This is a genomic window from Candidatus Avelusimicrobium sp., assembly GCF_056976295.1.
Window position 1 is genome coordinate 24,473 of sequence record NZ_DBMCTG010000013.1, and the last position, 14,648, is coordinate 39,120.

Below are 14,648 nucleotides of genomic sequence, written 5' to 3' on the forward strand. Positions count from 1 at the left end.
TTAGCGGTTTAAAGACAGTGCGGCCTTGCGCGCGTGCACCCGCAAAGCAAGTGTAATCAGTCCGTCCAAAATTTGTCCGTAATCTTCCCCGCACGCACTAAAAAGTTGCGGGAACAGACTCGTTTCGCTCATCCCCGGCATTGTGTTAATTTCGGAGAAGTAATACTCGCCGTTTTTATCCATTAAAAAATCTACACGGGCCAACCCACTCCCGCGCAAAGCACGAAAGACGGCTTCGCTGTCTTGGCGCATTTTTTGCGCGAGATCTGCCGGGATATCCGCAGGTACCTTGGTTTCGCACCCGCCCGCTACAATGTATTTGGCATTGTAGTCAAAAAATTCCCCGGCTACTGTGCTCAGTTCCCCGCAAGCAGAAGATTTTATATGCACGCCTTCGCCATAAATAGCGCAGAAAATTTCGCGGGCGTGGTCCACTCCTTTTTCCACCAAAACATCTGTGTCAAACTGCAAGGCAAAATCCAACGCGCTCTGCAATTCGCCCACGGTTTTTACTTTGCGTACGCCTACCGAGGAACCTAATCGCACAGGCTTAACAAACACGGGCAGGCCCTGTTCTTCCGCCCACGCCTGCAAGGCGGACAAATCGTATCCGGCATCTTTGCTGACAATCTTCCAGGGCAAAATCGGTACACCCGCTTCACGCGCAATTAGTTTGGAAATTTCCTTATCCATCCCCATTGCCGAAGCCAATACCCCGCACCCGACATACGGAACATCTAATGTTTCCAAAAAGCCCTGCATAGTGCCGTCCTCGCAGTTGGTGCCGTGCAAAACCGGGAACACCACATCCGCCTTAATGGAAAAAGAGCCGTCCAAAGCAACTAAATTTGCTTCGTCTTTGAGTACCGGGGTAATGGGTTTATCGGTTGGGTGTTGCGGGCCGCAAGCCTTTTGCAAGAACCAACGGCCCTGCTTGCTGATAAAAATGGGATAAACTTCGTATTTATCTTTTTTTTCCGACAACACGCGGCAAACGGTCTGTGCGCTGTGTACGGAAACTTCGTGCTCGGTAGATTTACCGCCGTACAATACTGCTACTTTTAAAATTGGCATTTTTTATTCGTCCTTATTGTAAAGGGGCCTGACACTCGGCCAGGCCCTAAATATCGGTTATTTATCTTCCCTAAATATAGACCATTTCATCCGTCCGATAAAACTATCCGTCTTGGTCAAAAAGTCCTCGCCGTCGTAAAGTGCTTCCGGCTGGGCAATAGGTTCGGCCACCTTAATTTCGGGCAAGTCCGCTTCCGCCAATGTTTTTTTGGCCGGAGCGGAAACAGCAGATTGTTCCCTCGTAGCCGGAGCGGGCGGACGAGGAAAAACAGGAGGCTGCGGTTTTTGCGCTTGGGAAGCCTTGTTTAAAGTTTCCTCTTTGGCGCGTTCTTTTTCTTGAACCAGGCGGGCGGCTAACAATGCGGCGCTTTGGTTGCGCAGTTGTTGGTTTTCCTTAGCCAGTTCTTTGGTTTCCCCCTCCAAGCGCTCTGCGCGTTGTTTAAGGGCGGCAGACTGCAAAGAAAGGTCCTGCTTTTCTTTATTTACCTGCGCCAAACTGCCGGCCAAGGCTTCCTTTTTGCGTTCCACCTGTTCTAAATTTTCCGCTAAATTTTGTTTTTCGCGGTTAAGTTGCGCCAAACTGTCCGCCAAGGCCTCTTTTTCGCGCATTAAATTTTCCGCACGGGCGGCCAAAGATTCTTTCTCACGGTTGGCTTGTGCCAAATTTCCGGCCAAGGTATCCTTTTCTTGGTGTATTGCGGCTAAATCGCCGGACAATGATTCTTTGGCATTTCCCATTTCGTGCGAACGGCGTTCCAATTCCTCTTTTTCCCGTGCCAAATGCGCGGACTGCTCCGTCAGCAGTTCCTTTTCCCGTTCCAATTCGGCGGCGCGGGCGGTCAGTTCGTCCTTTTCGCGGGCCAACATTTCAGCGCGCGCAGTCAAGGATTCTTTTTCTTTGTTTAAATTTTCCGTATGCTCGGCCAAACCCGCCTTTTCGCGCGAGAGAGCCGCCACATTTTCAACTAACTCCTCTTTTTCGCGGCTCAGAGTTTCCGCCTGTTCGGCAAGGGCGGCACGCTCGCGGCCTGAAATTTCGGCCTTTTCCGCCAAAGCATCTTTCTCGTGCGTTAAAGTTTGGTTGGCACTCGTCAAAGCGGCATTGTAATTGGTTAAAGATTCGTTACGCTCTTTGAGTTCCGCGTTTTGGTGCGACAACTCCTCGTTATGGTGCGCGAGTTCTTCGTTTTGCTGGCCCAACACCTCAATTTTGGCTTTAAGTTGCGCAATTACCGCGTCATTTTCGTTAATTTTAGCCAATAATTCTTTGAAATTATTTTCCAAGGTTTCTTTTTCCTGGCGGACCGCATCAAGCGATTCCTGCGCGCGGGTAAGTTCGGCTTGTAAACCGTCGCGTTGGGATTGCAACGACTGCAATTTTTCCGTAAACGAAGCCAACTGTTTTTTAGAATCTTCGCTATGGCTGGTTTGCAAAGCGGCAATTTCGGCTTTGAGGGCCGTCAGTTCGCGTTCTTTGGCTTCCAAACGGGCCAAGGCTTCGTCTTTTTCGGCTGCGGCCTTGTGGAGTTTTAGATTTTCGGCCTTTAACGATTCAATCTCCTCTACTTGCTTCATACAAGTATCGGAAATTTCTTGCAGTTGGTTTTCCAAACTGGACACCTTCTGCTGGTACTGCTGTTTAATGGAAATAATGCGGCCTTCAAAATCAAACGATTTAAAGCGTTCCTCGGCGGCGGTTAAGCGGTCGCGCAAGGACAAAATTTCCTTGGCTTGCTCAGCCGACTTTTTAAGGGCTTCCATTTTTTCCTGCTGGACCTTTTTAATTTCGCGGTCCAACGCGCTATTAACGGCCTTTAACTGCGAGGCTTTTTGCTTTAAACTGGAAATAATACGTTCCTTTTCTTCCCGTTCCAGGCGGGCAGGCTGCTGGGCAGACGGCTCAAAATGATAAACCGCCCGGGCCGGTTCGGGCGCACCGAAAGCAGACGGAACCGGGTCAAAACTGCGCTGTACATCCGGCTCACGGAACGAACGCTGCTCCTGTTGGGCACGGGACAAACTCTCCACGCTGGCCTTTAAATTGGCAATCGTGCGGGAAATATGTTCAAAAAAAGCATCTCTGTCTTTTTGGCGGTCCAAGGCTTCGCGCGTGCGGGCCAGTTCCGACAGAATCAACTGGTTCTGGCTGGCAGAGGCTTCAAAGCGCTCTTCCAACTCGCGGATTTTCTGCTCCAACTTTTCAAACGAACGTTCGTACTGGGCAGGTTTGGCAGGGATAGAATCCTCCCGCACGGAATAGGTATTCACGGGCGGCGTAATGGGCGTGGAAAAAGTCTGTTCTTTAAATTTTTCCAAAAACTGGGCGATATCGCCGTGTCCGTCAAATTGGTTATTGTCTAACGCCATTTTTGCTCCCCGTCTAAAAAATACCTTACACTAAATTTAACCACAATACCCCCGCCGATGTCAACCCTGTTTTATGACGAAAAAATCTCTATTTTATTATCTTGCCGCGCACCGCGCCCGCCAAGTAAAAAGACCCCGTACACAGCACACACGGATAATGCCGGGCCAGGCGCACCGCCTGTTGCCAATCGGGCTCAAAGACGGCCTTCACCCCTTTGGGCAAAGCGGCGCGGATATCTTCTGCGCCAGCCCCGCGGGCAGAAGGCGGAACCGTTATAAAAATATGCTCAAAATGCGGACACAAAAGCGCAAGCATTTTTTTGTAATCTTTATCCTTCATAAATCCGCACAAAAGGGCCGCTTCCTTGCCAAAGGGCGATTTTTGCCAAAAATTTATCAACCCCTCTATGGCTTGCGGGTTGTGGGCTCCGTCCAACACCCAAGTATTTTTTTCATTAGAAATCACTTCAAAGCGGCCCGGCAGGCTAACCGATTGAAAGGCTTTTTGCAAGCAATCATCCGGCACGGATAACTGTTTAGCCGCTTGATAGACCAAACAAGCATTAGCGGCTTGGCGCGGCCCTAATGTATGCAGAGGCCACTGCCGGTTATCCGGAGCACGGAGCAGCGTTTGGTTATGGAGAAAATCGTATGAAAAAACAGCAAACGGTTCCCCCTCTTTTACAAAGCGCAAAGGAGCCTTGCGTTCTTTGGCGGTTTTGCGCAGCACCTCCCGCGCGGAAAGCGCCATTTCGCCTGCAAATACAGGTATTTTGGGCTTAATAATGCCGGCTTTTTCAAGCGCAATTTGTGCTAAACTGGAACCCAAATATTGCGTATGGTCTAGCCCGATAGATGTAATCAGGCAAACGTCCGGGGTACATACATTGGTGGGGTCTTTCCGCCCGCCGAGACCTGTTTCCAATACAGCATACTGCACTTTTTGACGTGCAAAATACAAAAGGGCGGCAGCCGTTAAAATTTCAAAAAAATTTAGTTCTTCCTCTTCTTCTTGAAACACGTCTAAAACTGCTTTGGAAAACGCTTGGCGGGAAATATTTTCTCCGTCTATTTGAATACGCTCCACAGGCAAAACCAAATGAGGCGACACAAAAAGCCCGGTCTTATGCCCGGCGGCAGTTAGCGTGCCGGCCATTAACGTACTGACGGAACCTTTGCCGTTGGTGCCTGCAACGTGGACTATTTTGTACTGGTTTTGCGGGTTTCCCAAACGCGCCAAAAGAGCGCGAAACCCCTCCAACCCCGCGCCAACACCTGCGCCGGTGCGCTTTAAAATATAGTTAAAAACAACATCAAAACTCATTTTTATCGGGATTATACCGGCGGATATCCGCACCCAAAGCCGTTAATTTTTCTTCCAACTTTTCATAGCCGCGGTCAATGTGATACACGCGCTCCACTTCCGTTTCTCCCGCCGCACACAGACCGGCAATCACCAAAGCCATTCCTCCGCGCAAATCGGACGCCTGAACGTGTGCCGCCGAGAGTTCTTTTACTCCGGTTACGCGAGCCACGCTTTTTTCCGTGGAAATATTGGCCCCCATACGCACCAGTTCCGGCGCGTGCATAAAGCGGTTTTCAAATATATCCTCATCTACCTCCGCAGTACCGTTGCACAGCGTCATTAGCGTCATCCACGGAGCCTGCAAATCAGTGGCAAAACCGGGATAGGGCGCGGTGCGCACACGCACGGGCTTGATATCGCCGCCGTAAGAGTGAACGCGGACGGAATCTTCGGTAATGTCCAGGGTAAAGCCCGCTTCCTGTAAATCTTCCAGCAAAATGGAGTTGTGTTCCGGCACGCAACCCGTAACGGTTACATCTCCGCGGGTCGCGCACGCGGCCAAAATATAGGAGCCCGTTTCAATACGGTCCGCCACCACCGTATGTTCCGCACCGTGCAAGGCTGTTTTGCCCCGCACAATGAGTTGGCCTTTATCTCCCACGCGGATATCGGCACCCATTTTGTTCAAAAACAAAATTACATCATCTACTTCCGGCTCTTTGGCGACATTTTCCAAAATGGTTTCTCCCGGAATTAAGCAAGCGCACATCAGCAGGTTTTGCGTGGCCCCCACACTGGGAAAGCGCAAAACGATTTTCGCCGGAGTCAGTTCCGGCGCGTGAATCATCACATTGCCGGACTTAATGTCGCACTCAGCACCCAGTTTTTCAAACCCCTTTAAATGGATATCCACCGGGCGCACGCCAATCGCGCAACCGCCGGGAAGCGGAATTTCCGCCGTTTTAAAGCGTGCCAAAAGCGGCCCGGCCACCCAGAAACTGGCACGCATTTGCTTCACCAATTCATAAGGCAAGGTGTTTTTTAACACACCGTCCGCTGTAATGGTAACGGTGTTATTCTTGTATTCCACCTTTTTACCTAAATATTCCAAAATTTTAAGTGTGGTGCGCACGTCGCGCAAATTGGGCACGCGGTGCAGGACGCACGGTTCGTCCGTCAGCAAAGTAGCCACCAAAATAGGCAAGGCGGCATTTTTACTGCCGCTAATATGCACCGTACCTTGCAATTTTTTACCACCGTGAATAATAAATCTGTCCATAATAAAAACTCCGTTAAAAATTAAATTTTTCGGGCAAAAACAAACCGCTCTATGTTAAATATATCTTTTTTTACCTCCGCCTGCCAGCCGATTTCCATAAGTCCCCGGGCCAAGGGCCACGGTTGCCCTTTGCACAGTTCCAACGCGAGTAAGCCTCCGGGGTTCAAATAACCGTCGGCGGCCTCGCACAGCGGGCGGGTAATTTCAAAACCGTCCGCCCCGCCGTCAAGCGCCAAGCGCGGTTCGTGCTGTACTTCGCGTGTAAGGGTGGCCAAATCAGCCGTAGGAATATAAGGCGGATTGGATATAATCAAATCAAAAGTTCCCATTACATTTTCCCACAAGTCGCTCTGCAAAAAATGCACCCGCTCGGTTAAGCGGTGTTCGCGCGCGTTTTCCTGCGCTACTTTTAGGGCCGCTTCGCTTTTATCTACCGCTAATACCTGTGCATTGGGAAAATTGCGCGCCAAGGCCAAGGCAATACATCCGCTGCCAGTACACATATCCAAAAAAGCATAACGGCCCTTTTTATCAAAACAGGAAGACACCTGTTCCACCAAATCTTCGGTTTCGGGGCGGGGTGTTAATACGTTGGGCGTAACGCGGATATCTAATCCGCAAAACGGCTGAAAACCTACAATATGCGAAAGGGGTTCGCCGGCGGCCTTGCGCATTAAAAAACGCTCAAATTGGGCTTGCTGTTCGGCGGGGACAGGGTTAAAGCCGTTGGCTAACACCCACGTCCGGCTGACCCCCAGTGCATAGGCCAGCAACCACTCGGCATTGGCCTCCGGCTCGTCAGAGCCAGCCGTTTTTAAACGGGATACAGCCGCAGATAAAAGTTGGGAAACGCAAGTCATAAATCTCCTTAAAAAAAAGCCGGGCGGAAAACAGCCCGCCCGGCCAACAGATTACAGCCTATCAAATTTGCAGATTTTTAAGTTTCTGCTCCACGCGATAAGTACGCAAATCTTCTAAAATAGGCTCAATATTGCCTTCCATAATTTCCATCAGGTTATGGTAAGATTTGTCTAGTCGGTGGTCGGTAACGCGACTCTGCGGAAAATTATAAGTGCGGATTTTTTCACTGCGGTCCCCCGTACCTACCTGGGCCTTGCGCTCGTCGTAAATTTCTTTATTGCGCTTTTCTTCCTCAATTTGGTAAAGTTTCGCGCGCAACATAGCCATTGCTTTCTCGCGGTTTTTTCCTTGGTGGCGTTCCTCACGGCAGGACACAACAATACCCGTAGGTTTGTGGATAATGCGCACGGCGGTTTCCACCTTGTTTACGTTCTGTCCGCCCGCACCGCCGGAACGGCAGGTTTCCATTTCCAAATCTTCGGGGCGGATTTCAATATCAATTTCTTCGGCTTCCGGCATAATGGCTACCGTAACCGTAGAGGTGTGCACACGGCCAGCCGTTTCGGTATCCGGCACACGCTGTACGCGGTGCGTGCCCGATTCGTTGCGAAGCCACGAGTAAGCACCTTCCCCTTTGATAAACATACTGACATATTTACAGCCTTTTAGACCAGTAGGCGTAAATTCCAAAATTTCGGTGCTCCACCCCTTAGTTTGGGCAAAGTGCTGATACACGCGCAACAGTTCGGCTGCAAACAGGGCGGCTTCGTCCCCGCCCGCACCGGGACGGATTTCCAAATAAATGTTTTTGGAATCATTAGGATCCGGCGGAATAACCAAAATGCGCAGTTCCTTTTGCAGTTCGGGCAGTTTGGCTTCCAGTTCTGCCAGTTCATCAGCGGCCATTTTGACCAGTTCCTTATCCTCGCCCGCTTCAATCATCGCGCGATCGTCGGCGATTGCTTTTACGGCCGCGTTGATTTCTTGTTCCTTTTCAATAATAGGTTTTAAAAACGCGTGGCGTTTGGCTTTGACGGCTAAATCTTGGCTAGACAAATTTCCCGAGGACAACTCGTCTTCCAACTGTTTAAATTCGGCTACATATTTGGAGGTATCCATACAAATTCCTTGCGGCAAATTAACTGCAAAAAAGAGCAGACTCCCTTTCGGACAGTCTGCTCTTTTGTAAAAAAACGGCTATTTGGCTTCTTCGGCCTTGGCTTCTGCTTTTTTGGCCGGTTTCTTGGTGGCGGCTTTCTTAGCCACTACCGGTTTTTTCGCCAATTTGGCTTTGGCTTTTACTTCCGTTTTCGGTTTGCGGACCAAGGTTTTGCCTTCGGTTTTCGCAAAACGTTTGTTGAATTTTTCTACCATACCTTCGGTATCCAACAATTTCTGTTTGCCGGTAAAGAACGGATGGCAAGCGGCGCAGATGTCCAATTTCAAAGTTTTGGCCGTGGAGCGGGTCATAAATTTATTTCCGCAGGCGCAAACGGCTTCTACGAATTCATAGTTCGGGTGTATGTTTTCTTTCATTTTATAGTCTTCCTTTCAAAATCTTATAGTTTATTTTACCATAAATTGCGGGTTTAGGAAAGATTTTCTTTCCCTTCGCCCACGCTAAAATGCGTTTACTTCCATTTGTTTAAAGAAATCCTTATTGGATTTGGTGGAGGATAACTTTTCCAACAGCAGCGTCATCGCATCCACAGAACTGAGCGGGGCCAGCACTTTGCGCATAATCCACACTTTGTTCAGTTCATCCTCCGACAAGAGTAAGTTTTCCTTACGCGTAGAACTGCGGTTGATATCCACCGCCGGGAAAATACGGCGTTCGGAAAGTTTGCGGTCCAGGCAAAGTTCGCTATTACCCGTACCTTTAAACTCTTCAAAAATTACCTCGTCCATACGGCTGCCGGTTTCAATCATCGCGGTAGCGATAATGGTTAAGGAACCGCCTTCTTCAATGTTGCGCGCGGCGCCCAAAAAGCGTTTCGGCTTTTGCAAGGACGTGGCTTCCAAACCGCCCGTAAGCACGCGGCCCGAGGACGGGGCAACCGTGTTATAGGCGCGAGCTAAGCGGGTAATAGAATCTAATAAAATCACCACATCTTTGCCCTGCTCTGCCAAGCGTTTGGCTTTTTCAAGCACCATTTCGGCCACTTGGACGTGGCGGTCGGCGGGTTCGTCAAAAGTAGAGGCCACCACTTCGCCCTTTACACTGCGGCTCATATCGGTTACTTCTTCGGGGCGTTCGTCAATTAAAAGGACCATTAAAACAGCGTCTTTGTAATTTTGGGCGATAGAGTGTGCAATCGCTTGCAAAATCATCGTTTTACCGCTTTTGGGCGGAGCAACGATTAAGGCACGCTGGCCCTTGCCGATAGGTGCAATCAAATCAATCACGCGCTGGGTAAGCGACGATTTATCAATCTCCAACGTAAAGCGTTCGTTGGGGTGAAGCGGAGTCAAGTTTTCAAACAATGGGCGGTTGTAGATTTTATCGGAATCCACACCGTTTACCTTTTGCACCTGCAACATAGCAAAAAAGCGTTCGTTGTCTTTGGGCGGGCGGATCAGGCCTTCAATAGTATCGCCCTTGCGCAGGCCAAAGCGTTTGATTTGGGACGGAGAAACATAAATATCCTCTGCGCCTGCTAAATAGTTATTCTCTTCCGAACGCAAAAAGCCAAAACCGTCGGGAAGAATTTCCAATACGCCGCCGCCATATACGGAGCCGTTTTGTTTGGCCTGTACAGCCACGATGCGGCCGATAAGTTCCTGTTTGCGCAGGCCGGAAATATCTTCAATATTATAATTGATAGCCAATTTTGTCAGTTCCGGCATACTGAGTTTATTTAACGCACGCGCATCCATCGGTTTTGCTCCGTTTGGTTGGCGCGGGGCTTGCTGTATGGCCGGGCGAGACATAGTGCGTCCTGTCCGGGCAGACGGCCGTTGCGTTCTGGTTTCTTCGGCGGGCACCGCGGAAGCGGTTGTTTTGACCGTTTTAGTTTCCTTGGCGGGTTTAGAGGTCTTTTCCTGCGTGGTATGTTCTTCCATTGTAACTCCTTACTTTACTCCGTAAATAAATGTAATCGCACGGATGAGGCGTTTTATTTTTAAATTCAAATCTGTTTTACTGCCGCAGTTGGCCAGCACTATGTCTGCCCGGCGGGCTTTTTCATCTTCGGGCAACTGCGCGGCAATCCTGCGGTTGTATTCCGCCTGTGTAATTCCCCGCTCCTGCAAGCGGGCGGATAGCGTACGCTTGTCGCCCAATATCAAAATATTCAAATCGGTTAATTTATCCCACCCCGATTCAAAAAGGAGCGGAACTTCAAATACAAAAAAATTATTTGCGCTTTGTTGAATTTGTTTGGCAGCCGCCTTTAATACCAGCGGGTGTAAATAACCTTCTAACTTCCGGCGGGCCGCCTTGTTATTAAAAACCGCCGCTGCCACCCGGGCGGGCTGAAACGAGCCAAACCAAGCGGACAGTTGCTGCTGAACTTCCGGCACCCGGTACAATTCGCGGACGATTTCATCGGAGGATAACACCGCTGCGCCGTTTTGCGCAAAAAAATTTAAAGCCGTGCTTTTGCCGCTCAACATACTGCCCGTCAACCCTAATACCAATTTATTTTTCACGCGTAAATTCATAAAGGCAGTTTTTCTAATTCGTACCAGTTTTTCCCCGCCTTTGCCGCCGCCAGCAGCGGCACGCGCAATTTAACGGCGTTTTGCATTAAGCCTTTAATACGGGCCGCCGTTTCGGTTAATCCTTCCTGCGGCACTTCAAAAATCAATTCGTCGTGCACCTGCATAGTCATTTGTACGGGTGTGTTGCGGAAAGCGGAAAATACATCTATCATAGCCTTTTTAATAATATCGGCTGACCCGCCCTGCACAATCGTATTGATAGCCGCACGCTGTGCAAAAGAGGTCATACTGCCTACCCCCATATTAAATTCCGGCAGGTAGCGGATATGCCCCAACATTGTTTTTACATATCCGTTTTGGCGGGCGAGGGCGACATTTGCATCTATCCACTCGCGCACGATACGGTAATTGCGAAAATAATTGTCTATATATTCTTTGGCTTCGCGCAGCGAAATACCAAGTGCTTGGGAAAGGCCCATAGGCCCCTGTCCATAAATGATACCAAAATTAATTGCTTTGGCACTAGACCGCATTTGCTCTGTAACCATCAGCGGCATTACGCCAAAGATTTGCGCCGCCGTCTGCGTGTGGATATCTCCGCCCTCTAAAAAAGATTCAATAAGCACAGGGTCCTGGCTTTCGTGCGCGAGTACGCGCAAATCAATTTGGGAATAGTCCACGCTTAACAGCGCATTTCCGTCCGCCGCACAAAAAGCCTTGCGCAAAAGGCGGCCTTTTTCGGTGCGGACCGGAATATTTTGCAGGTTGGGGCTGGAACTGGATAAGCGGCCCGTTACCGTGCCGGTTTGGTCCAAATACGAGTGGACTTTGTTTGCATCATCCGCCAGCAACAGCAAATTATCTACATATGTAGCCTTTAATTTATTACTGGCCCGGTACTCCAAAATAGCCCGCGCAACCGGATAAGTTTGTGCAATTTCTTCCAACACCGATTCGTCGGTAGAGTAACCCGTTTTGGTTTTGCGCACAGGAGGAATTTTCATTTGTTCAAAAAGGAGCACCCCCAACTGTTTGGTGGAGTTGATGTTTACCGGGTAGCCGGCGCGGGCATCAATATCCTTTTGAAAGCGGGCAATTTCCTGTTCCAACAACACCTTAAAACTTTCCAGCCACCCCGGGTCAATGCGGAAACCTGCAAATTCCATATCGGACAATACCATCATTAACGGCAGTTCCAAGTTGTTAAAAAGTTCCCATTGGTTGGCTTGCTTTAATTTGGCGGTTAAAACTTCCTGCAATTTCCAAATATAGCGGTTGTATTCCTTTAATAATTCAAAAGCATCATCCTCACGCACGGTAACGGAAAAACAATCTGCACAGGCCCCCGCAAAACTCAAATCGCCCGACGGATTTAGCAAATACCGGGCCAATCGTCCGTCAAAACATTTGATAAATTGTCCGTGAACATTAATATCCAGTTCCCGCAAGGTCAGTTTTAAATCGTAGCCCAATTTTTCAATAGAATCATTTTCCACTAATTTTTTAAGGGCCGCCAGTTCCCACGGCTGGATATCACTTATGGGGGTGTAAGAGGCTTCCGCCGCGCTAATTCCTAACACCAAAAATTCTTCTTGCGCGTGCAAAAAAATGCGCTCTGCCTTTTCCGCCCGCTTTAACGCTTCTCCCAGCAAAAGTTCTTTTTGCTCGGGGGCAGACACCGTAAGGGGTACCGGGCGCGGAGCCTCAAAAAAGTCCAATAAATTTTTAAATTCGTATTCCTTAAATAATGCTTCCAACTGCTCTTTATTCGGTGTGCGTACGCGGTAATCGTCCAAATTAAAGGGCATATCCAAGTTGGAGTCAAACACCACCAACTGTTTAGACAGCAGGGCTTCGCATTCGTGCGTTAAAATCTTTTTGGCAAGGGCCGGTTTAAAATCGGGGTTATCGCTATGGGCGGCGCGGAGAATATCCTCCAAATGTCCAAATTTATTAATTAAATCCACCGCGCTTTTAGGCCCTACTCCCATTACGCCGGGTACATTGTCCGACGCGTCGCCCACGATAGAAAAATAATCGGGCAGAAATGCCGTTTCCACCCCAAATTTTTCCTTGGCGGCTTCCGGCCCTTTAAAGCCGTCCTTCCCGCCAGAAGGCCAAATGGAAATATATTCGTTTAAAAATTGGTACACATCTTTGTCCGACGTAACAAACACGCTGGGCACCTTTTGCGCCGCGGCTTGGCGGGCTAAAAAAGCCATTAAATCGTCGGCTTCTATTCCCTGCCGGGCAACCACGGTTAGGCCCAAGGTATCTACAAGTCCGCGCGCCAAGTTCAACTGGCTGACAAGCGCGTCATCCGGTTTTTTTCGGTTGGCTTTATAGGCGGGCAATAAAGCCTTGCGCCGGGCACAACCGCCGGGAGAGTCAAAACAAACGGCCACATATGCCGGATTATGCTCACGCAGCATTTTGATTAACCAACGCAAAAAGCCGTACAGCGCGCCCACCTCTTGCCCGGACGACGTGGATAATTTCGGCAAAGCGTGATAGTTGCGGTGCAAAAAGTTATGGGCGTCAATTAAATAAAATTGCGGTTGTAGTTGTGTCATAGGACAGGATAGTTGCCCGCCCCGGGATGGGGCGGGCGCTATACTATTTAAGGTTATTAATTTTTTCTTCCAGTTCCCGCTGAACGGCAGCGGCGGAAAGGGTTGAATATCCAATACGAGAATACATTACCGTATCGTTATATGCCACCACAAAAGTAGGCAACGACGTAATGCCCCACGCATCTTTTAACAACATTCCGTTTGTTGGTTTTACGTCGTTTTCTACATCCACCTTGCGGATGATTACGTTCTTGTCCTGCGCGTATTTTTTGGTAAGAGCGGTCATCATCGTCCGCTCGGCCGCGTGGCAAGGCCCGCAATAAGGTGCGGAAAACATAACAACAAACACTTGGTCTTTTTTAAGACCGTTATATTCCCGGCTGGTCATTGTGGGAATAGTGGCATTTTGTTGGGCCACGAGCGCAACGGCAAACAATACCAGTACGCACAAAGCCCCAAATAACTTTTTCATACAGCCTCCTTACAGCAAGGAGTTTAATTTTTCCTGCAAAGCGGCTTTGGACTGCAACCCCACGCTCTGCCCGACTAATTCTCCGTTTTTAAAGAAGAGCAAGGTCGGGATAGAAGCAATGCGGTATTTGGTGCTGGTGGCAATACCTTCGTCGGTATTTAGCTTGCAGACTTTTACTTTGCCCGCATATTCGGCGGCTAATTCTTCCACCACCGGGCCCAGCATACGGCACGGCCCGCACCAAGTAGCCCAAAAATCTACCATTACAGGTTCTTTGCTTTTTAATACTTCTTCTTCAAAATTAGCATCCGTCAAAATCACTTCGCTCATACGTCCCCCTTTCAAATAAATCTACTTATAGTGTACATAATTAGAGAGTACCAGACAAAGGCCCCGCTGTCAAGGTATATAATGGGTTAAATAAGGGATATTTTCCCCTTATATTAAAAACCGCCCTTTCCAAGCGGCGGAAAGAGCGGTGTGAAAATAACTGATTGTATTATAAACCAGTCGTAGGGGTAGCACATGCACCAGCAGCACTTGTGTTTCCATCACTGCAACATACATAATCTTTTTTTGCCGCAGCACTTGCAACTTCTATGCCGCAGAAATCGGCGCACAATTCCGCACCATTACCATTACCAGCGGTACAAAGAGTTCCCTCGCCATTATAAAAACGTTTGAGGGTGTATTGGTATTGCAACGTACCTTTACCAACACGAGTAGCAATTGCATTTCCCGCATTTAATCCAGTATTAGTTCCCAAGGTAATTTCAAAACCATTGCCTTCACCACAATCCCCGGCCTTGGCGCCCGGTACTCCTTTCGTACAGAATGTTCCATCTTTTACACCCTTTCCTCTGGGAGCAACATCTAACCCACTATAATTCGTAGCAAACGCATTAGTCTGCATATATTTGCGTTGTTGCGCCTGAGCAATGCTGGCCAACATCGTTACGGCTTCCGTCATACGGGAGCGTTCCATTGCTTTGAAGTATTGCGGCATTGCCATTGCGGCTAAAATGCCGATGATAAGGACCACGACCAACAACT

Annotated in this window: 13 protein-coding genes; all 13 read right to left on the reverse strand. The window is 49.0% G+C overall.

Features of this window, described 5'->3' with window-relative positions:
• Positions 1-1,074: a D-alanine--D-alanine ligase family protein gene (locus tag ACZOTW_RS06150; protein ID WP_428041679.1), complete on the reverse strand. Its 1,074-nt coding sequence runs from the start codon at positions 1,072-1,074 to the stop codon at positions 1-3.
• Between the two features lie 57 nt (positions 1,075-1,131).
• Positions 1,132-3,441 carry a coiled-coil domain-containing protein gene (locus ACZOTW_RS06155; protein ID WP_483997762.1) on the reverse strand — a complete coding sequence of 770 codons (2,310 nt, stop codon included), beginning with the start codon at positions 3,439-3,441 and terminating at the stop codon, positions 1,132-1,134.
• An 88-nt stretch (positions 3,442-3,529) separates the two neighbouring features.
• On the reverse strand, positions 3,530-4,765 hold the full coding sequence (locus ACZOTW_RS06160; RefSeq protein WP_483997763.1) for a bifunctional folylpolyglutamate synthase/dihydrofolate synthase: 1,236 nt from the start codon (positions 4,763-4,765) through the stop codon (positions 3,530-3,532).
• Complete coding sequence (gene murA, locus ACZOTW_RS06165) at positions 4,755-6,026, reverse strand: UDP-N-acetylglucosamine 1-carboxyvinyltransferase (RefSeq protein ID WP_483997764.1); 1,272 nt, start codon at positions 6,024-6,026, stop codon at positions 4,755-4,757. The genes ACZOTW_RS06160 and murA overlap by 11 nt, the downstream gene beginning before the upstream one ends.
• A gap of 20 nt (positions 6,027-6,046) precedes the next feature.
• Positions 6,047-6,886 (reverse strand): peptide chain release factor N(5)-glutamine methyltransferase, encoded by an 840-nt coding sequence (prmC, locus tag ACZOTW_RS06170; protein ID WP_483997765.1) that lies wholly within the window; start codon positions 6,884-6,886, stop codon positions 6,047-6,049.
• Between the two features lie 61 nt (positions 6,887-6,947).
• Entirely contained in the window at positions 6,948-8,006 is a 1,059-nt protein-coding gene (gene prfA, locus ACZOTW_RS06175; RefSeq protein ID WP_177745801.1) for a peptide chain release factor 1, read from the reverse strand.
• A 78-nt stretch (positions 8,007-8,084) separates the two neighbouring features.
• Positions 8,085-8,423 carry a 50S ribosomal protein L31 gene (rpmE, locus tag ACZOTW_RS06180; protein ID WP_428037973.1) on the reverse strand — a complete coding sequence of 113 codons (339 nt, stop codon included), beginning with the start codon at positions 8,421-8,423 and terminating at the stop codon, positions 8,085-8,087.
• 84 nt (positions 8,424-8,507) lie between these two features.
• On the reverse strand, positions 8,508-9,764 hold the full coding sequence (gene rho, locus ACZOTW_RS06185) for a transcription termination factor Rho (RefSeq protein ID WP_177745819.1): 1,257 nt from the start codon (positions 9,762-9,764) through the stop codon (positions 8,508-8,510).
• Positions 9,765-9,959: 195 nt separating this feature from the next.
• Positions 9,960-10,550, reverse strand: coding sequence for a dephospho-CoA kinase (gene coaE, locus ACZOTW_RS06190; protein WP_483997766.1), 591 nt, complete (start codon positions 10,548-10,550; stop codon positions 9,960-9,962).
• Complete coding sequence (gene polA / locus ACZOTW_RS06195; protein ID WP_483997767.1) at positions 10,547-13,123, reverse strand: DNA polymerase I; 2,577 nt, start codon at positions 13,121-13,123, stop codon at positions 10,547-10,549. The genes coaE and polA overlap by 4 nt, the downstream gene beginning before the upstream one ends.
• Positions 13,124-13,166: 43 nt before the next feature.
• The gene (locus ACZOTW_RS06200; protein WP_177745791.1) at positions 13,167-13,595 is read right to left on the reverse strand and encodes a thioredoxin family protein; all 429 of its coding nucleotides are present in this window, start codon (positions 13,593-13,595) and stop codon (positions 13,167-13,169) included.
• A 9-nt stretch (positions 13,596-13,604) separates the two neighbouring features.
• On the reverse strand, positions 13,605-13,925 hold the full coding sequence (trxA, locus tag ACZOTW_RS06205; RefSeq protein WP_177745788.1) for a thioredoxin: 321 nt from the start codon (positions 13,923-13,925) through the stop codon (positions 13,605-13,607).
• 169 nt (positions 13,926-14,094) lie between these two features.
• Positions 14,095-14,648 (reverse strand): type IV pilin protein (locus tag ACZOTW_RS06210; protein WP_483997768.1); only part of this gene is annotated, 554 nt, incomplete at its 5' end.